Here is a 23,076-nt window from a genome sequence, read left to right as displayed (position 1 = left end):
AGCTCATGAAAAGTAATGTTGTCATCCTGATTCTCCTCGGAGCTTACTTCTTGCTCTCAGGCGTCGTTTACATCGTCTGGAACATCCTGGCTGGAAATGAGTTTGAGGCTACAGGATCTATTGGTCTTCTTCTTTCTGCAATTTTGGCCGGTTTCATCGCCTTCTTCTTGAACATGGTGAACCGTTCACAAGGAGGAATTCTTCTTCCCGAGGACGAGCCATCTGCAGATATTGATGACGCAGATCCAAACATTGGTCACTTTAGCCCATGGAGCTGGTGGCCTCTGGTTCTTGGTTTTGCAATTGGACTAGCATTCCTGGGGCTTGCCGTTGGTTTTTGGATCATCTTCCTCGCAATTCCTTTTGTCCTGGTTGCAATCACTGGATGGACCTACGAGTACTACCGCGGTAACTTCGGCAGATAGTTTATAGCTACGTCAAAAAGGCCTCAGATTCGCTTCTGGGGCCTTTTTCATATTTGAATAGGTAGGTATTCAGATGTTAGAAAAATTCGATGTGAAGATGGCATTCCCTTCGCTTTATGCTCCAAAGAATTCAGAGCTTGCTTTGGTCGATGTTCCTGCGATGCGGTATCTCAGCATTTCCGGGGAAGGATCACCACAGAGTCCGAACTAAGCAGCAGCAATAGAGGCTCTGAATTCAACGGCATATCCCGTCAAATTCATTTCCAAGGCAGCAACAGGCAAAGATTATGTTGTTCCTCCGCTTGAAGGATTGTGGTGGGCAGAAGATCCTTCAGCCTTCACATCTAACCACAGAGATTCTTGGAAGTGGACTCTGCTGTCATTCCTTCCTGAATGGGTGACAGAAGAACATGTTCAAGCAGCCACTTCCAAAGCTCTATCTAAGGGGATTCATCGAGCTCAACAAGTTCAGATTCTTGAACTGACCGAAGGAAGTTCATTTCAAGCTCTTCATATTGGCTCTTTTGTGGAGGAGGGACCCGTCCTTGAACAACTTCACAACACAGTCATGCCAGCACACAATGTCACCTTTAACGAGTTTCATCATGAGATATATCTCAGTGATTTTCGAAAGACAGAACCTTCGAAGCTCCGAACAATCCTGAGACAACCTGTGAAACAGCTAATCCAGCATTAACGAAGAATGCCCCACCAAAGAGGGGCATTCTTATTGATTGCTTAGTGGTGAGCGTGCTCGAGAGCTTGCTTGTATTCTTCCTGAGTAACAGGAGCAATACGGTCTTCGAAGAAGAAGCGAGATAGAGATGCACGCATACGCATACCACCAGTGATCTTGCCCTGCGGGTTTGGACGAAGCATGATGGGAGCGTTGTCGTTGTATGAGACAAGCTGCCAGCGGTCATAAGCGTCCAGCTGCTGGTGAACTTCAGTGAATTCACCACCGGGAAGACGAACAATGCGTCCAGTTTCAAAACCATGAAGCAGAATCTCACGATCCTTCTTCTGCAGTGCCAGAGCAATGCGCTTTGTCACAACAAAGGCAATAATTGGGCCAACAATCAGGAGAATCTGAAGAGTGTTAATCACACCTTCCATAGTCACCTTGAAGTGAGTAGCAATGAGGTCCGAAGACGCTGCTGCCCATAAGACTGCGTAGAAGGTAACTCCAGCAGCTCCAATTGCGGTGCGAACAGGTGCGTTGCGTGGACGGTCAAGCAAGTGGTGCTCACGCTTGTCGCCGGTCACCCACGCTTCAACGAAGGGGTAAGCAAACGCTGCAGCAAGGAACACAACCAAAAGGAGCACAGGAATGATGATGTTCCAAGACCAGGTGTATCCGAACCAATAAGTTTCAAGATGTGGTGGTACCAGGCGCAAAGCACCATCGGCAAAACCGATGTACCAGTCAGGCTGGGTTCCAGCTGAAACAGGGGAGGGGTCGTAAGGCCCGTAGTTCCAAATGGGGTTAATCGTGACCGTAGCACCGATGAGTGCAACAACTCCGAATACGAGGAAGAAGAAGCCACCTGCCTTCGCTGCATACACAGGAAGGATAGGGAAGCCAACAACGTTTTCTTCAGTCTTTCCAGGGCCGGGGTACTGAGTGTGCTTGTGGATGATGACGAACATCAAGTGAAGCACGATGAAAATCAAAACAAAAGCAGGAAGCAGAAGGATGTGGAGCGAGTACAAACGACCCACGATGTCTGATCCGGGGAACTCACCGCCAAAGAGGAGGAAGGTGATCCAAGTACCAACTACTGGTAGACCCAAAACCATTCCGTCGATGATGCGCAGACCGTTACCGGAAAGAAGATCATCGGGGAGAGAATAGCCCGTGAAACCTTCAGCCATAGCCAGAACGAACAGTACGAAACCAATCGACCAGTTCAATTCACGTGGCTTACGGAATGCGCCTGTAAAGAACACGCGGAGCATGTGCAGGCCGATGCTTGCGACGAATAGCAGTGCAGCCCAGTGGTGAATCTGGCGCATCAGCAAGCCACCACGAATATCAAACGAGATGTCCAAAGTGGATGCCATGGCGGCAGACATTTCGATTCCCTTGAGGGGAACATAGGAACCTTCGTAATTAACCGGCGTCATCGACGCTTGGAAGAAGAAGGTGAGGAAGCTACCGGTGAGCAAGATGATGACGAAGCTGTATAGAGCTACTTCACCAAGCAAGAAGGACCAGTGGTCAGGGAATACCTTACGACCGAATTCCTTAACGGCTCCAGAGATGCTGGTTCGTTCGTCGAGGTAGTTCGAGAACTTTCCTACGACACCAGTTTGTGCGGGTGCAGTTACGTTACTCATTTAGCGCGCTCCCAGAAGCTAGGTCCTACAGGTTCAGTGAAATCGCTGGTCGCAACAAGGTAACCCTCTGCGTCAACGGTGATGGGAAGTTGGGGGAGTGGACGAGCAGCTGGTCCGAAGATCACTGCACATTCGTTAGCAATATCAAACTGAGACTGGTGGCAAGGGCACAACAGGTGGTGCGTCTGCTGTTCGTAGAGAGCTACAGGGCAACCAACGTGAGTACAAATCTTGGAGTAGGCGACAATACCTTCATAAGACCAGCTTTCACGCTCTTTGCTTGTCCAGTTCAAATCTTCCTTCTTGAGGCGAACCAGAAGAACGGCAGCCTTGGCTTTTGCATCGAGCATTTCGTGCTCGGGCAAATCGACAAGACCTTCTGGGATGACCTGGAAAGCAGATCCAATAGTTAGTTCTGACGCCTTAATGGGAGTTCCCTGAGGGTCGCGTGTCAGACGAATACCCTTCTTCCACATAGTGTGCTTGAGCTCATTATTTGGATCTACATCCATTGGAGCAAGTCCGCGGAAAAGAGCAATAGCAGGAAGGGGGAATGCAATCAATGCACCAATAAGGCCGTTACGAATCAAAGTGCGACGGCTGAATCCAGATTCTTCGTCAGATTCACGAAAGATTTCAACTGCACGTGCGCGAGTTTCTTCAGTTCCACGAACCGGGTGACGGTGGTCAATGGCTTCTTTATCTGCCATGAGGGCTTTACCCCAGTGAACTGCGGCAATACCAATCGCCAAGAGAGAGAACGCAATTCCAAGACCCAAGTACAGGGTGTTCATGCGCACCGAGTGAACGTTTTCAGGCTCAATGGGGAAGAACATGTATGCGTACACAGCGAAAACGCTGGCAGCGATGGATAGGTAGAACAGGGTGTAAACAACACGCTCTGCACGCTTAGCTGCCTTGGGATCGAGGTCAGTAACGCGTGGTCGGTGCGGGGGCAAACCAGGGTTTACAAAAGCGTCAGGTGCTACAACACCTGTTCCCGTTGCCTCTGCGTTGTTCGCAGGAACGATATTGGCTTTGCCACTCTCGTTCTTAGCCATGTTTCTCCTCAGATTCTTTCTAAATTCGTTCTGAAAGTCTTAGTTCGACTTTGCGGTAATCCATACGGTGAGGGCTACGATTGCGCCCAAGCCAAATACCCAAAGAAAAAGACCTTCTGAAACAGGGCCCAAACTTCCGAGTTCTAGACCACCAGCTGAAGGGTTTTCCTGAATGTAAGTGAGGTAAGAAATAATGTCTTTCTTCTCTTCAGGAGTGAGGTTGAGGTCGTTGAAGACTGGCATGTTCTGAGGGCCGGTCAGCATCGCTTCGTATACGTAAACAGCAGCTACACCCTTAAGTTCAGGTGCGTACTTTCCTTCTGTAAGTGCTCCACCAGCACCAGCAACGTTGTGGCACATTGCGCAGTTGATGCGGAAGAGCTCACCACCGTTAGAAACACTGCCATCTTCAAGTTGTGACTGTGAAGGAATAGCAGGTCCTGGAGCGAGTGAAGCAACATATGCGGCAAGGGCTTTTGTCTGTTCATCGGTGAACTGAACTGGCTTTTGTTCAGCCTGAGGACCAGACATCTGCATGGGCATACGTCCAGTACCAACCTGGAAATCAACTGCAGCGGAGCCGACACCAATCAGGCTTGGACCGTTGGCGGTTCCCTGTGCCTGCTGTCCGTGGCAGGTAGAGCAGTTAGCAGCAAAGAGTTTCTGACCCTCATCGATGACAGCAGGGGAGCTGAGATCTACAGATGCAGTGGCAGAGGCGCTACTGAATGCAGCATATGCACCACCGGTAGCAACGAGGCCGATGAGAATGAGGGCGACAGAAGCCAATTGACCGCGACGACCGTTACGACGAGCTGCCTTTGATTCAGACATGTTCTTACGCATGAAGTTCAATACCGTCCGTTTGTTATCTGAGTACGTAGATGACGAGGAAGAGGCCTATCCAGACCACGTCCACGAAGTGCCAGTAGTAGGAAACAACAATGGCGCTTGTTGCTTCTTTGTGTCCGAAGTTCTTGACAGCAAATGCGCGTCCAATGACGAGCAAGAAGGCGATCAAACCACCGGTTACGTGAAGACCGTGGAAACCAGTTGTCAGGTAGAAGGCCGTTCCGTAAGCATTTCCGTTGAGCGTAATTCCTTCACTGACCAACATGGCGTATTCGTAGACCTGACCAGTCACGAAGATAGCGCCGAGGACATAAGTGAGGAAGAACCATTCAACCATTCCCCACTGAGAAGGTTTCCAACCAGTAGCTCGTGACTGAAGTCGTTCTGCAGCAAACACACCAAACTGAGCCGTCACTGAGGATGAAACCAGAATGATTGTGTTGGTCAAAGAGAACGGGAAGTTCAACAATGCGGAGTCTTCTGCCCACATTTCGGGCACTGCTGCGCGCAATGTGAAATAGATGGCAAAGAGGCCAGCGAAGAACATAACTTCGCTTCCAAGCCAAACAATTGTTCCGACCGCAACAGGGTTGGGTCGACTCACAGAAGACGATAAGGGGGCTGGTGTAATAGTGGCTGCTGTCACCCTTCCATTATGCCGGAATTCACATTCCTCATGGGTGCAATCGACTCTCGCCACGCTGTGCAAGTACCCTGTTAGCTATGGCAGAAAACATCTCCTGGGCAAATTTGCTCAGTGCACTCCTGAGCGGAACTGACTTATCCATTTCGGAAGCTGAATGGGCAATGAATCAGATCGTGACGGGAAACGCGACTAATGCTCAAATTGCCGGCTTCCTTATTGCTTTGCGCGCTAAGGGGGAGGCTGTACATGAGGTCGTTGGTTTCCGAGATGCTGTTCTAGCCAATGCCCTTGATTTACCCGTGCCTGCTATGGCCCTGGACATTGTTGGCACCGGTGGAGACCGTCACAACACGGTCAACATTTCCAGCACTGCCGCTATCGTCGCTGCTGCTGCTGGAGTTCCTGTGGTCAAACACGGAAACAGAGCAGCCAGCAGTGCTTCAGGATCTTCAGATGTACTTTCTGAGCTGGGAATTAACCTCAATCTGACCAATACTCAGGTTGCTGATGTGCTCAACGAAACAGGCATCACTTTTGCATATGCAGCTGCATTTCACCCGGGTTTCCGCCATGCGGCTGAAACCCGACGTGAATTAGGCGTTCCCACCATTTTTAATGTGCTTGGACCGCTCTGTAACCCTGCCCGCCCAGAAGCCTCAGCAGTGGGAGTAGCTCAGTTAGACCGTGTTCCCTTGATTACTGGTGTTTTCCGTACACGTGATGCAACAGCCTTAGTTTTCAGGGGTGATGATGGTCTTGACGAGCTGACTACCACTGGACACAGCCATATTTGGGAAGTATCACGTGGTCAAATCGTTGAGCACGATCTCGACCCATCAGATTTAGGAATTCCACGCGCAAGTTTGGATGATTTCCGCGGGGGAGAACCAAGATACAACGCCGAGGTTCTTCGACAGACACTTGATGGTCACAAGGGAGCTGTGAGAGATATCGTCCTCCTCAATGCTGCTGCAGGTCTCGTTTCTTATGACCTTGCTCAGGACTCTTCACAGGTTCTTCGCCCAATTACGGAACGTCTTTCAGAGAAGTTGATTGTTGCAGCCGAAGCCATAGATTCCGGTAAGGCTTCTCAACAGCTCGAGAAATGGATTACTGCAACTCAGATTTAGAGCTGAACTGAGTCTTCATCTATCCAGTTGAGACTTTTCTCGACTGCCTTGTTCCATACTCGGAGTAATTTTTGGCGTTCTTCTTCATCGATTTGAGGCGTCCATCGCTTGTGTTCTTGCCACAGCGCACGCAATTCGTCGGTACCGCTCCAAAAACCGACAGCGAGACCAGCTGCATAGGCGGCGCCAAGTGCTGTCGTTTCAGCAACAACAGGACGGATTACGGGAACACCAAGCAAGTCTGCTTGGAATTGCATAAGGAGTTCGTTGGAAATCATTCCGCCGTCCACACGAACTTCCGTGAGTGGTACCCCTGTATCCGCATTCGTAGCATCCAGAACTTCACGAGTTTGAAAGGCTACTGCCTCTAAGGCTGCACGAGCGATATGCGCTTTATTCACATAACGGGTTAGGCCAACGATGGCACCACGTGCATCTGGTCGCCAACGCGGAGCAAATAGTCCACTAAATGCGGGGACAAAATAGGCACCGCCATTATCGGGAACAGAGAGTGCAAGTGTTTCTACTTCACTTGCCGAAGAGATAATTCCAAGGTTGTCTCGAAGCCATTGAATGAGTGATCCAGTAACAGCTATCGAACCCTCCAGCGCGTAGTGCGCTGGCTGATTGCCGAGTTTGTAGGCGACTGTCGTGAGAAGACCGTTCTGAGAATGAACTATTTCTTCTCCGGTATTGAAAATGAGAAAGTTTCCCGTGCCATAGGTGTTTTTGGCTTCACCCTGAGAGAAGGCTGCCTGACCGAAGGTTGCAGCCTGTTGATCGCCCAATATGCCGGCAACGGGTACACCGTGAAGTAGTTCCACAGCAGTTCCATAAATTTCTGAAGAAGAAACAATTGCGGGGAGCAGGGTAGGCGGAATATTGAAAGCCGAAAGAAGTTCTGGATCCCATTGAAGTGCCTCGAGATCCATCAAGAGGGTACGAGAAGCATTAGTCACGTCTGTGACATGAACACCGCCAGAACTTCCACCCGTGAGATTCCACACAAGCCAGGAATCTATTGTCCCGAAGGCAAGAGAACCGGACTCTGCACGTTGTCGAACGTCCTCAACATGTTCCAAAATCCATACGATTTTTGATGCAGCGAAATAGGTGGCTAGGGGGAGACCAGTCTTCGACTTGAAGCGATTGAGATCTGGTTCTGAAAGGTTCTTCTCGGCAATCTGATCAATAATTGATTGAGTGCGGGTGTCTTGCCACACAATGGCGTTATATACGGGAACACCGTTTGTCTTATCCCATATGACTGTGGTTTCACGCTGATTTGTGATTCCAATCGCGGCTATGTCGGAAGCGGTGAGTGAGGCCTGTTCTAGAGCTAATTCAATGACCTTGCGGGTGTTATTCCAGATTTCGACGGGATCGTGTTCTACCCAGCCACTTTGAGGAAAAATCTGTGTTGTTTCGAGTTGCCCAGTTCCAATCTTTGCTCCTGCATGGTCAAAGATAATTGCACGAATGCTCGTGGTTCCGTTGTCAATTGCAAGAACATACTGTGGCGTAGACATGGCAGAAACCTACCAGCGCAAACGGTGAAATGTTCTGTTATTTCGAAGTCAATGGTTTTGCTTCACCAGCAAAATACACAGCACACGCGACAAAGAAGGCTAAGAGATAGAACATATTGAGCAGACCCCAAGCTTGTCCGAGGAATCCCAGCAGAGGAGGACCGACCAAGAATGCGGCATATCCAAAGGTTGTGACGGTGGCGACTCGTTGAGAAGTGTTTTCCCCGTCAGCTGCTGCCGAAATGAACAGTGGGAATCCAAGCGCTACTCCCGCACCCCACAAAGCTGCACCGACCCAAGCGAAGTAAATAGTGGGAGAGAGGATGACAATCAAGATGCCCACCACACCCGCAATACCCAGTGTTCTCAATGCGAAAACTCGTCCAAAACGATCGACGAGACGACCTCCAGAAAATCGGGTAATCACCATAGCTAACGTCATGATGGCGAAGGTAATACCTGCAGTTGTGGTGTCGAGTTTGTAATCGTCAACTACTGAGAGAGCAAGCCAGTCATTCGAACCACCCTCTGCAAGAGAAAGTCCCATGATTCCGAGCCCGAGGAACAAGATTCTCTTAGATAGAACAACAGGTTCTCTCTTGGATCTGACTCCACCATCAACTACATGCGTTTTTCCCGTTGAGTCCGGAAGTTGACGGTAAGTGAACCATGCAATTGAAGTAGTGAGGCAGGCAATTGTGATCATTTGTATCACTAGCGAAAAGTTGGTAACAATTGCCAGAGTCCCAATGCCCGCTCCTGCTAATGCACCCAGGCTATAAGCGCCATGAAGCTGGGGGAGAAGGCTCTTTCCGCGCAGTTTTTCAAGCTCTGCGCCCTCCACGTTGATACCTACATCTCCAATTCCATAACCGAGACCAGAAACGAGGCCACCTAGTGCAACGCCAATTGGGGACTCACCCACAAGCGACAAGGCTTGAATAATCTGACCGATACCCAAAACGGTGAAACCCACAACAACAGCATTTCTTGCACCAAATCGAGCAACGAATCGTCCCGATATAAGTAGAGATGTAAGTGCACCGACAGATCCTGCGAATAGCACCCAACCTAGGACTGCGGTTGAAACGTTGATGTAACTGCGTACATCAGGTAGTCGAACGAGCCACGAAGCTCCTCCTACGCCAAAAACGAAGAAGTATGCGAACAGGATGACTGCTTGAGAGCGAAACGACTTTGTTTCGCCAAGTGAAGTTGACATGTAGTTATTGAATCACATTCATCGACGCGCGTCGACGGGAATGTGGGCTCGTGTCGCCCGGTTGAATGCCATTCCAGCAAGTAAAAGGAAGAAAGGGACTAAGAATGCAGAGAAAAGGCCAGCAACCTGACCAATGAATCCCAGAAGCGGTGGACCGGCAATACCGGAGGTGTTACTTGAAACAACGAGGACACCCACACGAGAGCCAGCAAGACGTGGATCCTCTGAAACAGCAGAAACACATAATGGGAAACCAATAGAGTTGCCAAGACCCCACAGTGCAGCTCCAACGAGCGGAATAGCAATCCAGCCAGTAAGAATGACGATCAAGATACCTAAAGCGGTCAATGCCGCAAACATAATCAATGCTTTTGCTCGACCAAGATAGTCAACTATGGGACCGCCTGAGAGGCGACCAACAGCCATGGCGCCGGCAAAGACAGTATAGGAAGCAGTGGCTATTGCGCTTGAAAGACCAGCGTCAACTAGAGCGATGGGGAGCCAAGTACTTGCAGTTCCTTCAGCAAGATTAAAGCCAATGACGATAAAGGCAACCATTAGCGTTTGTGGCTCAAGCCACACACGACGGCGATCTCGCGCTGTGGCCACAGTGGCAATCTGGTCGGTATTCATATCGGAGTGGACGTGCATACCTGAGGTGCGGGGGAGTCGAGTTGTGACGAGTAACGTCACAATAAACACCAGAGCTGACATGCCGATGAGGTTTGCTTCTACAGAAACACCGTTGACAATGGCCACCGTTCCTATGGCGCCACCAAGGAGAGAACCAAGACTAAATGCACCATGGAGAGAGGGTAAAAGACTTTTGGGTGAACTTCGGTCAACATTTGCACCTTCAATGTTGATTGCTAGTCCACCTGCACCACCCGAGAAACCTACGAGAATAATCGACAACGTGGCTAATTGATGATTGTGCATCTGTGCCATTACGCCAAGCAGAGAAAGAAAAACAGCACCTCCGCAATAAGCGAAAATGAGGACGATTCTTGTCCCGAGGCGGGCGATGATGGGGCCACCTATAAGTAGACCGCTGAGTGAACCCAATGCCATGGCAAGTGTGAACAAACCCATCTGTGCCGTATCAAGACCGAGAAGTTTCTGAATTTCTGGGGTTCTGCTTACCCAAGTTGAGAAGTAAAGTCCTTGCACTCCAAATGAAGCAAAAGCCAACCAGTACCAGCTTCGTGGAGAAAGAGTTTTCGAGGACATCACTTTCTAACACTAGGGGGTGAAATCGTCTTCACACGCGCCCTCACGGCGATGAATGCAAGAGCAATGATGACGGCTCCACCAATGAGTATTTCTGGTGTGAGTACTTCACCCAGGATGAGTGTTGACCAGATTAATGTAAAAACTGGCTGACTCAGCTGAACTTGGCTCACAGACGTCATTGGACCAATTGCTAATCCGCGATACCAGGCAAAGAAGCCGAGGAACATGCTGAAAAGTGCGGTGTACAGAAAGCACAACCAAGCAATCGGGTCGTGCGAGAGAGGGGCAATAACGAAATTGACCGCTGTCAGGGGAGCCATGACGGGCAAAGAAATAATCAAAGCCCAGCAGATTGTTTGCCACGAACCTAGTTCACGTGAAAGCAGTCCACCTTCGGTATATCCAATAGCTGCTGAAATGACGGCTAGAACGAGGAATATGTCAGGCAAACTAAAGCCTGAGAACCCATTACTCAAGGCTAAGAATGCGATTACTGCGATTGCTCCAGCTATTGATGCGCCCCAGAAAAGAAAACTTGGACGTTCTCCGGTGCGGATGACCACAAACAGTGCAGTTACTGCAGGCAGCAAGGCGATAACAACAGTGCCGTGTGCTGAGGGAACGCTCTGCAACGCGAGAGATGTGAAGAGCGGGAATCCGATAACGACACCAGCTGCAACAATGATCAGCCGTATGACTTGATTCTTGTTTGGACGCTGAGGTCTCACAACTGAAAAAACGACCAGAGCAAAAAGAGCCGCAAGCGCTGCACGGCCAGTGGTCATGAAGAAGGGGTTGATTGTTTCGACAGCAATCCTGGTGAAGGGGAGTGTGAATGAAAATGCGAGAATTCCGAGTAATCCCCACAGCACCCCGGCATAACGTGCTGTGATGAGACTTTTCGGAGATTCACTCATTGCTGAACTCTACGAATCAAATTTGCGTTAGTCAAAGTTCAGCGGGGACCTGTTACGCGGGGAAGTGTGTAATGCCGAGGTAGAAAATATTAACTGACATAATGTGTATTATCGGATAACTATTACTAATGACGACCAGTAATGAAGTTAGCCATGCTTGCTACTGCAGACGTCTTTGAAGAAGTTGATCTCTGCTCTGCTTTGTCTGCGAAACCGTAGGCTGCGTACAAGCCGTGAGTTGCAATCCAGCGCAAAGGTTCAAATTCCCAATTTCGTACCTTGTGGTTTACCCAGGGCAATTCAGAGAGTTCTGTCCTGCGTCCCAGGATTAAAACGGTCAGTGTCCTTCCAGCAAGGTTTGTTGAAGTAACTCCTGTCCCCACATAACCACCGGCAGAACCCTCTCCGGTTGAACTGACATAATTCACTGTTGCCGACCAATCTCGTGGAACGCCAAGCACACCAGACCACACGTGATCAAAACCAAACCTCTTTGTCTGCGGGAAGTGTTTATGAGTGAGTTACATCAAGGTATTGATTGTTACCCCTTGAGCAGAGCCGTTCATATCGGTTTTTGAGCCGTAACGATAAGGAACTCCCCTACCGCCCATAGCTATGCGGTTGTCAGAGGTGCGTTGAGCATAAAAATACACGTGCGCCATGTCGCCGAGAGTTTCATAGCCATTCCAGCCGATTTCTTCCCAGAAACTTTCTGGCAGTTGCTGGGTCACGATAATCGAAGAATTCATGGGCAATATTTGCCGGTGAACTCCTTTCAGGTTAGCTGTGAAGCCTTCTGTAGCTCGTATAACGTGTTTGGCCGTAACAGTTCCATGCTCTGTAATTGCTTGATGGGGACGAATCTCTGAGACAGTCGTTTTCTCATAAATCGTGACCCCACGCTCCTGAATAATGCGTCGAAGCCCCTGAGCAAGTTTTGCTGGTTGAATACGAGCACAATGGGGGTGCCAAATTGAGGACACAGCTCCTGGTGTGAAAACTCTATTGAGCGTGGCTGTGCGATCGAATACCTGGACATCGTCGAAGCCCCATGAGTGTTCATCTTCTGCCCATTCAAGTAAGCGAGAGTGCTGGGCTGGATTGTAGGCAACATTAAGTTCGCCTCCTTTGACGATGTCTGCATCAATGCCTTCGGCCAGGCACACTCTGATGACCTCATCAACAGTGTTATTCATTTCTAATTGAAAAGCTAAGGCAGCTACCTTGCCATGAGTGGCAACATATTGATCCCGACCACCCGTCACAGAGTTGGTCAACCAGCCCCCATTACGACCAGAGGCACCAAATCCTGCAAACTCTTTTTCCAGGAGGACAACGTTAAGTTCTGGTGCGGCTTGTTTGAGGTAGTACGCCGTCCACATCCCGGTGTATCCAGCACCGACGATGCACACATCTACATCTATAGATTCGCGTAAAGGTTCATTCGGAACGGGAAAGCCTATTTCGTCGTACCAAAAGGAAACGTTTCCGTTGATGAGAGATTGACCTGGCACAGCCCCAGCCTGTCAATTTCCGAGGAATGGCGCAAGCAATAGCAAGATTGTGAATGAGGGGAATTATCCTGAGAGGGCGTTATGCGCACAACTAAGGAGTAACTATGTCCAACAATTCCCCTGATGTCCAGGGCTTTGCTTTCTACGGCGATGGTCACGAGACCGCAAAACAAACCGTGAAGGTTATTCGTACCGGCCTCATCATTGGTGCACTTCTTTCGGCACTATTCGGAGTTCTTATCCTGACGGCTACTGGTCAGGTTCTCGAAGTTGTCGCTGTTCTCTTTGGTATTTACTTCATTGTCCGTGGCGCAATCCGACTTGGTACCGGTTTCCTATCTGGCGCATTTGGCGCAGCCGGCCGCGCACTGAACATCATCATTGGAATACTGCTTCTGGTTGTGGGTGTCCTAGCTGTTATTCACCCAGCTGAAATCCTCGCTGTAATCGGAATTCTGATTGGTATTTCATGGATTATCGACGGAATTGTCAGCATTGTTGAATCGTCCAAGTCGCCGTCTAAGGCATTCTCCATTGTTGCTGGCATCATCTCCGTAATCGCGGGTATTGTCGTTGTACTTCTCCCGCTTGAGGGCGTTGCAGTACTCACGATGATCGCTGGAATTTTCTTACTGATTATTGCCGTGGCACAAATCATTGGCGCCATCATGATTGGCAAAGCAGTAAAGAACGCCATCTAAGAACAAACTAGTAAAGGGGTCTGGTAATCCAGGCCCCTTTTAGTTTGTCCGTGAGCGCTCAATTGCGAGCTGAATAACCTCCAGAAGAGGTTCAGGTGAGTATTTCTCTCCCGAGCTCTGAAGTTCTTCTACTGTCCACCAACGGACATCTGTGATGTCGACGAATTCATTGTCCATCCAGTTTTCATTTGTGAGTTCAAAACTGGTCGTACGGACAACGAAGTATTCACTGTAGGTGGATTGAACATGACCATCATTGAAAATCGATTGACCTTCGATACTCCAAATTGGTTCTCCAACTGAGTCAACACGAAGGCCTGTTTCTTCGAAGAGTTCGCGAATGGCACCTTCGGCGTGAGATTCGTGGTCCTCTACTCCCCCACCAGGTGTAAGCCATCTCACGACAGGAATCTGCAGTCGTGGCGAAGCTGTCAGTAACAGAAGGAACCGATCATTTTCGTCGAGAAGAACGACTCGAGAGACTCTTCTGTGCGCTGGGCGCGCCATGATTACTCCGCTACGAAGGAGCTCACGTCTCCAACAAGGCGAGTGTTATCCGCAGGAACCGGCTCGACAGCTGCAAGCGCAACCTCAGCCGCAAACTCACTGACGTTATAGAGCTTTCCAGCAGATTCTTTACGAGCATTGATTGCGCCAGGGTTAGCGCGTTCGAGAAGAGTAGCCGTAATGGTTCCTTCGATCATGTCGCCAGAAACCACAGTGAAACCGATTCCTCGAGCTTCGAGCTCAGGAATCATGTCACGAAGTGCATCCTCACCTGCACGCTTAGACAGCGCAACGGGTAGGTATTCATCCATAGTTGGAGTGGTGCGAATGAAGTGAGCTTGGTGGCTTGTGACGAAAACAACACGAGCTCCATCAACGAGAACCTCAAGTGCAGCTTTGAGAAGGTTGACCTGAGAGTCGCGGTTGAGCTTCATGGCATAGTCATCTCCCATGCCTGCTTCCATACCGCCCGAGGCATTCATCACGAGAATGTCGAGTCCACCAAATGCTTCCTTAGCTGCAGCAAACATTGACGCAACCGAAGCGGGATCCGTCAGGTCTGCACCAACTGCAATGGCTTCTCCCCCGTTTGCCTTAATGGCATCAACGATCTTGAGTGCTCGTGCTTCTTTGTTGCGATAGTTGACGACAACTTTCGCACCAGCCTCTGCAAAATAGTTAACTGTGTCTGCACCAATGCCGCGAGAAGATCCGGTAACAAGTGCTCGTTTTCCGGCAAGTGATCCGGCAGCTAGTGGGTTCGACACGAGAGTCTCCTTAGTGAAAGTTTCCTCAAGCAGACTACCAACCCCAGAGGATGTTAGCCTCTAGCCGTGCATAGCTATTTTGAGAACACAGGGCCACATATTCTGGCCCACCAAGGTTTAGCCCTCGATTGCACTCCCAACACCCTTGAGGCCTTCTCTAGTGCTTTGGCTGCTGGCGCCGATTACATTGAAACTGATGCCCACGGAACCAAAGATGGAATTGCGGTGCTATTCCACGACGACGATATTAACGGCGTGCCCATTTCAACACTGTTATTTACTGATTTACCAGAACACATCCCAACTCTGAGGTCCGCGCTTGAACACTTCCCTCAGGTTAAATTCAACATCGACATCAAAAACTCAGAAGCTTCAGTTCCAGTGGCACAAGCGATCAATGAGTTGAAAGCACATCATCGAATTCTGTTGACCTCTTTTGATGCCAAACGCAGAAAAACGACGATGCAGAAAGCTCCCGGCACTGCATCTTCTCCCTCTGTCAGTGAATTCACGCCAGCATTCTTTGCAGCTCTGTGTGGGCAACAATGGCTTGTGAATCGATTACTGCGGAATTTCGATGCGGTTCAGATACCGGCTTCTGCGTTAAGCCTCAACATCGTGAGTCCCCGGCTGGTAAAGATGTACCACAAAGCAGGAGTGATGGTTCATGTCTGGACAATCAATGATCCGGAACAGATGAAGAAACTACTTGAGGCTGGCGTAAACGGGATTGTTACTGATCGGACAGATATCGCTGTAACGCTTCTCAAAAACTAGCGTTGAGAAAGTGTGTCCTTAATTGCTTGAGCAATAGCTGGACTGATCTGAGGGGTTTGAGCAATTTCCTCAACGGTTGCTTTGCGTAATTGAGCAACAGACCCGAACTGCGCCAGAACTGCCTTGACCTTTGCAGGCCCCATTCCTGGTACTTCTGAAAGAACAGTATTGATGTCTCGTTTCCGAGAGGCGCGTTGGAAGGTAATGGCGAAACGGTGAGCCTCATCACGGAGTTGTTGGAACAAAAAGAGCGCTTCAGAATTTCGCGGAAGAATGACGGGAAACTTCTCTCCCGGCATCCAGAGTTCTTCCAGTCTTTTTGCCAAACCTACAACTGGAATATGGCTCAAACCAGCATCTTTCAGTGCCTGCGCTGCGGCGTTGACTTGCGGAAGCGCACCATCCACGACGAATAGCCCTGGCGGGTATGAGAAACTCGAGGCTTTCTTCTCAGAATCTTCTTCTAGCCCCGTGAGATAAGCAGCACGACGTGCAAGGACCTGATTCATCGCGTCTGTATCATCACGTGCTTGAGCGATGCTGAATTTTCGATAGTCACTCTTCTTGGCAAGTCCGTCTTCGAACACAACCATGGAAGCGACAATCTTTGTTCCGCCAAGGTGTGACACATCGAAACATTCAATGCGCAACGGTGATTCGGGAAGCCCAAGAGCTTCTTGAATATCACTCAGTGCTTTTGTCCTCGTGACGTAATCTGAACGACGTTTGGTCTTGTAAAGAACAAGGGCTTGTTGCGCATTGTGTTTGACCGTACTTGCCAACGCTGCGAGATCTCCGCGCTGAGCAACCTTAAGTTTTACTGTTGCTGCGCGGTCATCAGATAGTCGTTCGCGACGAATCTCAGTGAGCCAAGAAGAAAGGGCCACGGAGTCTTCTGGAATCTCAGGGACAATAATTTCTTTGGGAGGAATCTCCTCGGAGTCATATGCTGTTCGAAGCATATTATCGACAAGCTCACTGACTGACACGTCAAGTTCTGTATCTACGTTCCAGGAATGAACGCCTCGAATACGACCTTCGCGCACGATGAACATTTGAACAGCGGCTGAGAGCTCATCACTGGCAATGCCAAATATGTCAGTATCTACTTCATCTCGAAGTACAACGGCACTCTTCGAAGCCACTGTTTCGAGGGCTTGTATGTTGTCTCGATATTTGGCGGCGGTTTCGTAATCCTGCTCGGCAGAAGCCTGAGCCATCTTCTCTTTCAAGCTCTTGATGTGACCATCATTCTTGCCTGTCATGAACGTTGCGAGATCAAGTGCAATGGAACGATGTTCTTCAGGAGTAACGCGACCTGCACATGGTGCAGCACATCGCCCGATGTCACCTAACAAGCATGGACGTTTAGCCCGTTCTGCCTTGTTGTAAACACCTTCTGAACACGTCCGTACAGGAAATACAGGGAGAATCAGATCTAGCGTCTCTCTGATAGCCCAGGTTTTTGTATACGGGCCAAAGTATCGAGCGTTCTCAATCTTGCGCGTGCGGGTCACCATGACACGAGGGATCTTCTCCCCCAGCGTGATGGCGAGATAGGGATAGCTCTTATCGTCCCTGAATTGGATATTGAAAGGCGGATCGAATTCTTTGATCCATGTGAATTCGAGCTGGAGAGCTTCGAACTCAGTCCCCACGATGATCCACTCAACGCTGGCAGCAGAGGTCACCATTCGCCTCGTGCGCTCATGAAGTGTGTTCAGTGGAGCAAAATAACTCGTCAGTCGTGCACGAAGGTTCTTTGCTTTGCCGACATAGAGAATGCGCCCTGACTCATCACGGAATCTATAGACACCGGGATTCGTCGGAATATCTCCCGTTTTGGGACGATAAGGGACAGTCTCTGCCATAACTACGTCGCGATGATCTCACGTAAGAAAGTTGCTGTGTGGCTCTGTGTGCTCTTTGCCACCTGTTCTGGAGTACCCACAGCAATGATTTCGCCACCGCCAGCACCACCCTCAGGGCCTAAGTCAATCAGCCAGTCTGCACTCTTGATCACATCAAGATTGTGCTCAATCACAATCACTGTGTTGCCTTTATCCACGAGTGAATTCAGCACTAGCAGGAGCTTGCGGACATCTTCGAAGTGAAGACCCGTGGTGGGCTCATCAAGTACATAGATGCTTCTACCGTTGCTTCGTTTCTGCAGTTCGGTCGCAAGCTTGACGCGTTGTGCCTCACCGCCAGAGAGAGTGGTGGCACTTTGACCAAGGCGAACGTAGCCGAGACCAACGTCCACGAGGGTCTTGAGGAATCGGTGAATTGAACTAATGGGTTCAAAAAATTCAGCAGCTTCAGCAATAGGCATATCTAGAACTTCTGAAATGTTCTTGCCTTTGTAACGAACTTGCAGGGTCTCTCGGTTGTAGCGCTTTCCGTGACACACTTCACAATCCACATACACGTCAGGGAGGAAGTTCATCTCAATCTTGAGCGTTCCGTCACCAGAACATGCTTCACAACGCCCACCCTTGACATTGAAGCTAAATCGTCCCTGCTGATAACCACGAGTTTTCGACTCAGTGGTTTCTGAGAACAGAGTACGAATCTTGTCAAAGACACCTGTGTAGGTTGCCGGATTGGATCGAGGAGTACGACCAATGGGGTTCTGGTCGACGTGAATGACCTTGTCCAGGTGTTCAAGACCCGTAACTCGCACGTGCTTGCCTGCAACAGTTCGAGCACCATTGAGCTTGTTAGCAAGAACCTTGTAGAGAATGTCGTTGACCAAAGAGGACTTACCTGATCCAGAAACACCTGTTACCGCGGTGAGAGTTCCCAGAGGGAAGGTCGCAGTGACCTTCTTGAGGTTATTGGCCTCTGCGCCAACCACAGTAATTTCTCTGTTCTTGTCAATTGGTCGTCGCTTCTTGGGAATCTCGATCTTGGTGCGACCAGAGACATAATCGGAGGTAATTGATGCAGTGTTCTTGAGCAGAGACTCATAATCACCAGAGTGGACGACCTGGCCACCGTTCACGCCAGCACCTGGTCCAATGTCCACAATCCAGTCGGCCGTGTGAATGGTGTCCTCATCGTGTTCCACCACGATCAAGGTGTTACCTAGATCTCGGAGTTTGATGAGGGTATCTATGAGGCGGCGGTTGTCTCGCTGGTGAAGGCCAATAGAGGGTTCATCGAGGACGTAGAGAACGCCTGTCAATCCCGAACCAATCTGGGTTGCGAGTCGAATACGTTGTGCTTCACCACCAGACAGGGATCCTGCTGCTCGGGAAAGATTGAGATAGGTTAAGCCAACCTCAATCAGGAAGTTCAAACGTGCACGAATCTCACGCAAGACCTGGGCTGCAATCATGGCATCTCTGTCTGTCAGCGTGAGATTGTCCATAAAGCTTCTGGCATCTGATAGCGGCAACTCGGCCAAGTCAGCAATGGACAAACCATTGATCTTGACGGCCAAAACTTCGGGCTTCAAACGCTGTCCTGAGCACTCCACGCAGGGAACTTCACGGAGGTATTCAGCCCATCGAGCACGCTGAACATCGGTGTCTGCTTGAAGATACTGGCGTTCAATGTAAGGAACAACACCCTCGAAGCCTGAACTGTATTGAACCTCTCGGCCGTAACGGTTCTTCCACTTCACACGAACATTGAAGTTGTTTCCGTTCATCACAGCTTCACGAACTTCTTCGTCGAGCTCTTCCCACGGTGTATCGAGAGAGAAATCTAAATCTGCTGCAAGACCAAGAAGTAGCTTCTCGTAGTACTGGAATAAGCCCTTACCCTGTGTTGCCCAAGGAATGATCACACCGTCATTGATGGAGAGTGACGGGTCCCCCATCAATAATTCTTCATCGACTGACATTTTGGTGCCGAGACCAGAACACACAGGACATGCACCAAACGGCGAATTGAAAGAGAAGGTGCGCGGTTCAATTTCAGCTAATTGAATGGGGTGCGCATTGGGACACGAGAGCTTCTCACTAAAGGACTGCCATGCACTCTCCCCCTCTTGGTCAACGTAGTTGATATCTACGGTGCCATTGGTGAGTTTGAGGGCAGTTTCTAGAGAGTCAGTCAGACGAGAAAGGAGCTCAGGACCAGCGACAAGGCGATCGATAACAACTGAAATATCGTGCTTGAAGCTCTTTTTGAGAGCAGGTGCATCTGCAAGTTGAATAACGTCACCGTCAACAATGACGCGTGAGTATCCAGAGGCAGTGAGTTCGGTGAAGAGGTCAACGAATTCTCCCTTTTTCTGCGAAACAACGGGAGCTACGACCTGGTAACGGGTGCCTTCCGGCAGATCCATCAGTTGATCAGCAATTTGCTGAACCGTCTGCGATTGAATGACTTCGCCACACTCAGGACAGTGCGGAATACCAATACGCGCCCAGAGCAAACGCATGTAGTCGTAGATCTCGGTAATCGTTCCCACTGTTGAACGAGGGTTACGGTTCGTGGACTTCTGATCAATCGACACTGCAGGTGAGAGGCCCTCAATGAAATCGACATCGGGACGATCGACCTGGCCCAAGAACTGACGAGCATACGCAGAAAGAGACTCAACGTAACGACGTTGACCTTCAGCAAAGATGGTGTCGAAGGCAAGAGATGACTTTCCAGAACCAGACAGACCGGTAAAGACAACAAGTGAGTCACGTGGGATCTCGAGGTCAACGTTTTGAAGGTTGTGAACGCGAGCACCCTTGACACTCAGATGAGAGTGCGTGTTGTGTGGCTTAGGCATGTCCTGCTTCTTTCATAATGCGGAGTTCGCGTTTCAGTTCAGATAATTCATCACGTAATCGTGCGGCAAGTTCGAACTTCAATTCTGCTGCTGCAACAAGCATTTGTTCGTTCAGATCACCGATAATGTTTTCAAGTTCTGTCGCTCCAGCAGCACCAATGCGAGGGGTAAGCAAGGTTGAGGTACTCGGTCTAGAAGCACCTGATTTGGTCTTCTTGTTTCCCTTATCCGCAAGAAGTTCAGCCGTATCAGCCTCTTCACGTTGGAGCATGGCAGTGATGTCTGCGATCTTCTTGCGTAAGGGTTGAGGATCGATGCCGTTCTGGACGTTGTATGCAATCTGTTTTTCTCTACGTCGCGTGGTTTCATCAATAGCTTGGGCCATTGATTTCGTAACCACGTCTGCGTACATATGGACTTCACCCGAGACGTTACGGGCAGCGCGACCTATGGTCTGGATCAAGGACGTTGCTGAACGTAAGAAGCCCTCTTTGTCTGCATCCAAGATGGCCACAAGCGAGACTTCAGGGAGGTCAAGACCCTCTCGAAGTAGATTGATTCCAACAAGAACGTCATACACGCCCTGTCTCAGCTCGGTAAGAAGCTCAACGCGTCGCAGGGTGTCAACGTCAGAGTGAAGGTACCTGACACGCACTCCAGCTTCTGTCAGGAAGTCCGTTAGCTCTTCTGCCATTTTCTTCGTCAGCGTCGTGACGAGTACACGTTCGTCCTGTGCGGCGCGAACCCGAATTTGCTCGAGCAAGTCATCGATTTGGCCCTTAGAAGGCTTGATCACAATCTGAGGATCTACGAGACCGGTAGGACGAATGATTTGTTCAACAACGCCGTCGGCGATACCCATTTCGTACTTACCGGGGGTGGCCGAAAGATAGACGGTTTGACCAACACGTTCTTTGAATTCATCGAAACGGAGGGGTCTGTTATCCATTGCAGATGGAAGACGGAAACCGTGTTCGACGAGTGTTCGCTTACGAGAAGCGTCGCCTTCGTGCATGGCACCTATTTGTGGAACCGTCACGTGAGATTCGTCAATGACACAGAGGAAGTCATCCGGGAAGTAGTCCAAGAGACACTGTGGAGCTTCGCCGGGCTCGCGCACATCAATGTGACGTGAATAATTCTCAATACCTGAACAGAAGCCGATCTGTTGCATCATCTCCAGGTCAAAGGTGGTGCGCATGCGCAGGCGTTGAGCTTCAAGAAGCTTCCCTTGCTTCTCAAATTCCGCAACACGTTCTTCCATTTCTTCACGGATCGTGAAAATGGCTTTTTTCATAATTTCTTCACTGGCTACGTAATGCGAAGCTGGGAAGACGGAAACCATATCGAGCTTTTCGACAACATCACCTGTGAGTGGGTGGAGGCTATAAAGCGCTTCAATTTCATCACCGAACATCTCAATGCGAACAGCAAGCTCTTCATACATTGGGATGATTTCTATGGTGTCTCCGCGAACTCTGAAGTTTCCTCGGGAGAAGTCAATGTCATTGCGTGAATACTGCATTGAGACGAATTGACGAAGAATGGCTTCTCGGGGAATCCTCTCCCCCACGGACAGCGTAATCATGGCCTCTAAGTACTCTTGCGGAGCACCCAGACCATAGATACACGACACAGTGGAAACAACTACAACATCACGCCTGGTCAGGAGAGAGTTCGTAGTGGAGTGCCTGAGACGTTCAACTTCTGCGTTGATGGAGCTGTCCTTCTCGATGAAGGTATCGGTCTGAGGGACATACGCTTCAGGCTGGTAGTAGTCGTAGTAGGAGACGAAATACTCAACAGCATTATTGGGAAGCAGCTCGCGGAATTCGGTCGCGAGCTGAGCCGCCAGCGTCTTGTTGTGCGCAAGGATCAGGGTTGGTCTCTGAACTGCTTCAACAAGCCATGCCGTTGTTGCAGATTTACCAGTACCTGTAGCACCTAGGAGGACAACATCGGTCTCACCTGCGTTGATCCGGCCTGCTAATTCAGCAATAGCAGTGGGTTGATCACCACTGGGTGAATACTCGCTAACGACCTTGAAAGGCTTCTCAGATCGTCGTGGGTCCACTCCCCTAGTCTACGTTTTTAAGCTGAGTCCAGAGAGCGTCAACCTGAGCGTAAGTATGGGAAATGTCACCGCTCGTATCGATGACATGGTTAGCAATTTTGAGTCGGTCTTCTTCAGGTGCCTGAGACTCAATTCGTGAAGCAGCTTCCGCCTCAGTCATACCTCGGTGCTCCATCAGCCGTTCGATTCGAACGCTTTCAGGAGCACTAGCAACGATAATTTCCTCAAAGGGGTAATCCACTGACGCTTCGACCAACAGGGGAACGTCATAGACAACAACAGAACCTTCTGGCGCCTGAGCAAACAACGACAGAGTGCGTGCTTTTACCGCAGGATGAACGATCGAGTTCAGCACTTCAAGTTTGCTCTTGTCTGTAAACACGATGGAGCCCAAGGCACTTCGATTGAGAGAACCATCTGGCTGACGCAGATCATGACCAAGAGCGTCAAAGATTGCCTCTAGTGCCGGTTGTCCTGGCTCTACAACGTCACGTGCTACTTGGTCAGCATCAATGATGACGGCACCATGATTGGCTAAACGCCTAGCAATCGTAGATTTGCCTGAGCCAATACCTCCTGTGAGACCAATCAGTTTCATATGCCCAGCTTAACGATTAATGGGTGGGCCCCGAAGGACCCACCCATC

At 49.8% G+C, this 23,076-nt stretch carries 21 protein-coding genes; 5 read left to right on the top strand and 16 right to left on the bottom strand.

What is annotated here, in order from left to right; genetic code table 11:
- The first annotated feature begins 5 nt into the window (after positions 1-5).
- Positions 6-425, top strand: coding sequence for an aa3-type cytochrome oxidase subunit IV (ctaF, locus tag AURMO_RS04210; RefSeq protein ID WP_110233353.1), 420 nt, complete (start codon positions 6-8; stop codon positions 423-425).
- A gap of 397 nt (positions 426-822) precedes the next feature.
- Positions 823-1,122 (top strand): GyrI-like domain-containing protein, encoded by a 300-nt coding sequence (locus AURMO_RS09050; RefSeq protein WP_338021098.1) that lies wholly within the window; start codon positions 823-825, stop codon positions 1,120-1,122.
- Between the two features lie 41 nt (positions 1,123-1,163).
- On the opposite strand, the gene qcrB is transcribed toward AURMO_RS09050, so the two are convergent.
- From qcrB to ctaE, 4 genes are read right to left on the bottom strand one after another with little or no spacing between them, the layout of a single operon-like run.
- Positions 1,164-2,765 (bottom strand): cytochrome bc1 complex cytochrome b subunit, encoded by a 1,602-nt coding sequence (gene qcrB, locus AURMO_RS04200; RefSeq protein ID WP_110233351.1) that lies wholly within the window; start codon positions 2,763-2,765, stop codon positions 1,164-1,166.
- The gene (gene qcrA / locus AURMO_RS04195) at positions 2,762-3,826 is read right to left on the bottom strand and encodes a cytochrome bc1 complex Rieske iron-sulfur subunit (RefSeq protein WP_110233349.1); all 1,065 of its coding nucleotides are present in this window, start codon (positions 3,824-3,826) and stop codon (positions 2,762-2,764) included. The genes qcrB and qcrA overlap by 4 nt, the downstream gene beginning before the upstream one ends.
- 39 nt (positions 3,827-3,865) lie before the next feature.
- On the bottom strand, positions 3,866-4,660 hold the full coding sequence (gene qcrC, locus AURMO_RS04190) for a cytochrome bc1 complex diheme cytochrome c subunit (protein WP_110234865.1): 795 nt from the start codon (positions 4,658-4,660) through the stop codon (positions 3,866-3,868).
- 34 nt (positions 4,661-4,694) lie between these two features.
- On the bottom strand, positions 4,695-5,324 hold the full coding sequence (gene ctaE, locus AURMO_RS04185; RefSeq protein WP_110233347.1) for an aa3-type cytochrome oxidase subunit III: 630 nt from the start codon (positions 5,322-5,324) through the stop codon (positions 4,695-4,697).
- 77 nt (positions 5,325-5,401) lie between these two features.
- Between ctaE and trpD the strand changes: the two genes are divergently transcribed.
- Positions 5,402-6,454, top strand: a complete 1,053-nt coding sequence (gene trpD / locus AURMO_RS04180; protein ID WP_110233345.1) for an anthranilate phosphoribosyltransferase — start codon at positions 5,402-5,404, stop codon at positions 6,452-6,454.
- On the opposite strand, the gene glpK is transcribed toward trpD, so the two are convergent.
- From glpK to AURMO_RS04155, 6 genes are all read right to left on the bottom strand, one after another.
- Positions 6,451-7,983, bottom strand: coding sequence for a glycerol kinase GlpK (gene glpK, locus AURMO_RS04175; protein ID WP_110233343.1), 1,533 nt, complete (start codon positions 7,981-7,983; stop codon positions 6,451-6,453). The two genes, trpD and glpK, sit on opposite strands and share 4 nt — an antisense overlap.
- A gap of 37 nt (positions 7,984-8,020) precedes the next feature.
- Complete coding sequence (locus AURMO_RS04170) at positions 8,021-9,205, bottom strand: MFS transporter (RefSeq protein WP_110233341.1); 1,185 nt, start codon at positions 9,203-9,205, stop codon at positions 8,021-8,023.
- A gap of 18 nt (positions 9,206-9,223) precedes the next feature.
- Entirely contained in the window at positions 9,224-10,435 is a 1,212-nt protein-coding gene (locus tag AURMO_RS04165) for an MFS transporter (protein ID WP_110233340.1), read from the bottom strand.
- Complete coding sequence (locus AURMO_RS04160) at positions 10,435-11,355, bottom strand: DMT family transporter (protein ID WP_110233339.1); 921 nt, start codon at positions 11,353-11,355, stop codon at positions 10,435-10,437. Before AURMO_RS04160 ends, AURMO_RS04165 begins: the two co-directional genes overlap by 1 nt.
- Positions 11,356-11,480: 125 nt before the next feature.
- Entirely contained in the window at positions 11,481-11,828 is a 348-nt protein-coding gene (locus AURMO_RS09070) for a hypothetical protein (protein WP_338021097.1), read from the bottom strand.
- Positions 11,829-11,876: 48 nt separating this feature from the next.
- Positions 11,877-12,869 (bottom strand): NAD(P)/FAD-dependent oxidoreductase, encoded by a 993-nt coding sequence (locus tag AURMO_RS04155; RefSeq protein ID WP_338021096.1) that lies wholly within the window; start codon positions 12,867-12,869, stop codon positions 11,877-11,879.
- A 104-nt stretch (positions 12,870-12,973) separates the two neighbouring features.
- Between AURMO_RS04155 and AURMO_RS04150 the strand changes: the two genes are divergently transcribed.
- Entirely contained in the window at positions 12,974-13,570 is a 597-nt protein-coding gene (locus AURMO_RS04150) for an HdeD family acid-resistance protein (RefSeq protein WP_110233337.1), read from the top strand.
- Positions 13,571-13,609: 39 nt separating this feature from the next.
- Here AURMO_RS04150 and AURMO_RS04145 read toward each other — a convergent pair whose 3' ends face one another.
- Together AURMO_RS04145 and AURMO_RS04140 are read right to left on the bottom strand one after the other, a co-directional pair.
- Positions 13,610-14,077, bottom strand: coding sequence for an NUDIX hydrolase (locus tag AURMO_RS04145; protein ID WP_110233335.1), 468 nt, complete (start codon positions 14,075-14,077; stop codon positions 13,610-13,612).
- A 2-nt stretch (positions 14,078-14,079) separates the two neighbouring features.
- Positions 14,080-14,844, bottom strand: a complete 765-nt coding sequence (locus AURMO_RS04140; RefSeq protein WP_110233333.1) for an SDR family oxidoreductase — start codon at positions 14,842-14,844, stop codon at positions 14,080-14,082.
- Between the two features lie 66 nt (positions 14,845-14,910).
- On the opposite strand from AURMO_RS04140, the gene AURMO_RS04135 reads away from it, so the two are divergent.
- Positions 14,911-15,621, top strand: a complete 711-nt coding sequence (locus tag AURMO_RS04135; protein WP_110233331.1) for a glycerophosphodiester phosphodiesterase family protein — start codon at positions 14,911-14,913, stop codon at positions 15,619-15,621.
- On the opposite strand, the gene uvrC is transcribed toward AURMO_RS04135, so the two are convergent.
- Genes uvrC through coaE form a run of 4 tightly spaced genes read right to left on the bottom strand, consistent with a single transcriptional unit; the run spans position 15,618 to position 23,028 of the window.
- Positions 15,618-17,492, bottom strand: a complete 1,875-nt coding sequence (gene uvrC / locus AURMO_RS04130; RefSeq protein WP_110233329.1) for an excinuclease ABC subunit UvrC — start codon at positions 17,490-17,492, stop codon at positions 15,618-15,620. The two genes, AURMO_RS04135 and uvrC, sit on opposite strands and share 4 nt — an antisense overlap.
- A gap of 2 nt (positions 17,493-17,494) precedes the next feature.
- Positions 17,495-20,356 (bottom strand): excinuclease ABC subunit UvrA, encoded by a 2,862-nt coding sequence (gene uvrA / locus AURMO_RS04125; RefSeq protein ID WP_110233327.1) that lies wholly within the window; start codon positions 20,354-20,356, stop codon positions 17,495-17,497.
- Positions 20,349-22,430, bottom strand: coding sequence for an excinuclease ABC subunit UvrB (gene uvrB, locus AURMO_RS04120; RefSeq protein WP_110233325.1), 2,082 nt, complete (start codon positions 22,428-22,430; stop codon positions 20,349-20,351). The genes uvrA and uvrB overlap by 8 nt, the downstream gene beginning before the upstream one ends.
- A 4-nt stretch (positions 22,431-22,434) precedes the next feature.
- Positions 22,435-23,028, bottom strand: coding sequence for a dephospho-CoA kinase (gene coaE / locus AURMO_RS04115; protein ID WP_110233323.1), 594 nt, complete (start codon positions 23,026-23,028; stop codon positions 22,435-22,437).
- Positions 23,029-23,076: the final 48 nt, after the last annotated feature.

The sequence above is a fragment of the Aurantimicrobium photophilum genome, from assembly GCF_003194085.1.
Lineage (GTDB): Bacteria > Actinomycetota > Actinomycetes > Actinomycetales > Microbacteriaceae > Aurantimicrobium > Aurantimicrobium photophilum.
Note: the sequence above shows the minus strand (reverse complement) of the source record. Positions and strands in the feature narration are given on the sequence as shown.

Bases quoted from the DNA above. Each gene is read 5' to 3' on its own strand.
- uvrA (WP_110233327.1), bottom strand. From the start codon at position 20,356: ATGCCTAAGCCACACAACACGCACTCTCATCTGAGTGTCAAGGGTGCT.
- trpD (WP_110233345.1), top strand. From the start codon at position 5,402: ATGGCAGAAAACATCTCCTGGGCAAATTTGCTCAGTGCACTCCTGAGC.
- AURMO_RS04145 (WP_110233335.1), bottom strand. From the start codon at position 14,077: ATGGCGCGCCCAGCGCACAGAAGAGTCTCTCGAGTCGTTCTTCTCGAC.
- qcrB (WP_110233351.1), bottom strand. From the start codon at position 2,765: ATGAGTAACGTAACTGCACCCGCACAAACTGGTGTCGTAGGAAAGTTC.
- AURMO_RS04150 (WP_110233337.1), top strand. From the start codon at position 12,974: ATGTCCAACAATTCCCCTGATGTCCAGGGCTTTGCTTTCTACGGCGAT.
- uvrC (WP_110233329.1), bottom strand. From the start codon at position 17,492: ATGGCAGAGACTGTCCCTTATCGTCCCAAAACGGGAGATATTCCGACG.
- coaE (WP_110233323.1), bottom strand. From the start codon at position 23,028: ATGAAACTGATTGGTCTCACAGGAGGTATTGGCTCAGGCAAATCTACG.
- qcrC (WP_110234865.1), bottom strand. From the start codon at position 4,660: ATGTCTGAATCAAAGGCAGCTCGTCGTAACGGTCGTCGCGGTCAATTG.
- ctaF (WP_110233353.1), top strand. From the start codon at position 6: ATGAAAAGTAATGTTGTCATCCTGATTCTCCTCGGAGCTTACTTCTTG.
- qcrA (WP_110233349.1), bottom strand. From the start codon at position 3,826: ATGGCTAAGAACGAGAGTGGCAAAGCCAATATCGTTCCTGCGAACAAC.
- AURMO_RS04165 (WP_110233340.1), bottom strand. From the start codon at position 10,435: ATGTCCTCGAAAACTCTTTCTCCACGAAGCTGGTACTGGTTGGCTTTT.
- AURMO_RS04170 (WP_110233341.1), bottom strand. From the start codon at position 9,205: ATGTCAACTTCACTTGGCGAAACAAAGTCGTTTCGCTCTCAAGCAGTC.
- AURMO_RS04160 (WP_110233339.1), bottom strand. From the start codon at position 11,355: ATGAGTGAATCTCCGAAAAGTCTCATCACAGCACGTTATGCCGGGGTG.
- glpK (WP_110233343.1), bottom strand. From the start codon at position 7,983: ATGTCTACGCCACAGTATGTTCTTGCAATTGACAACGGAACCACGAGC.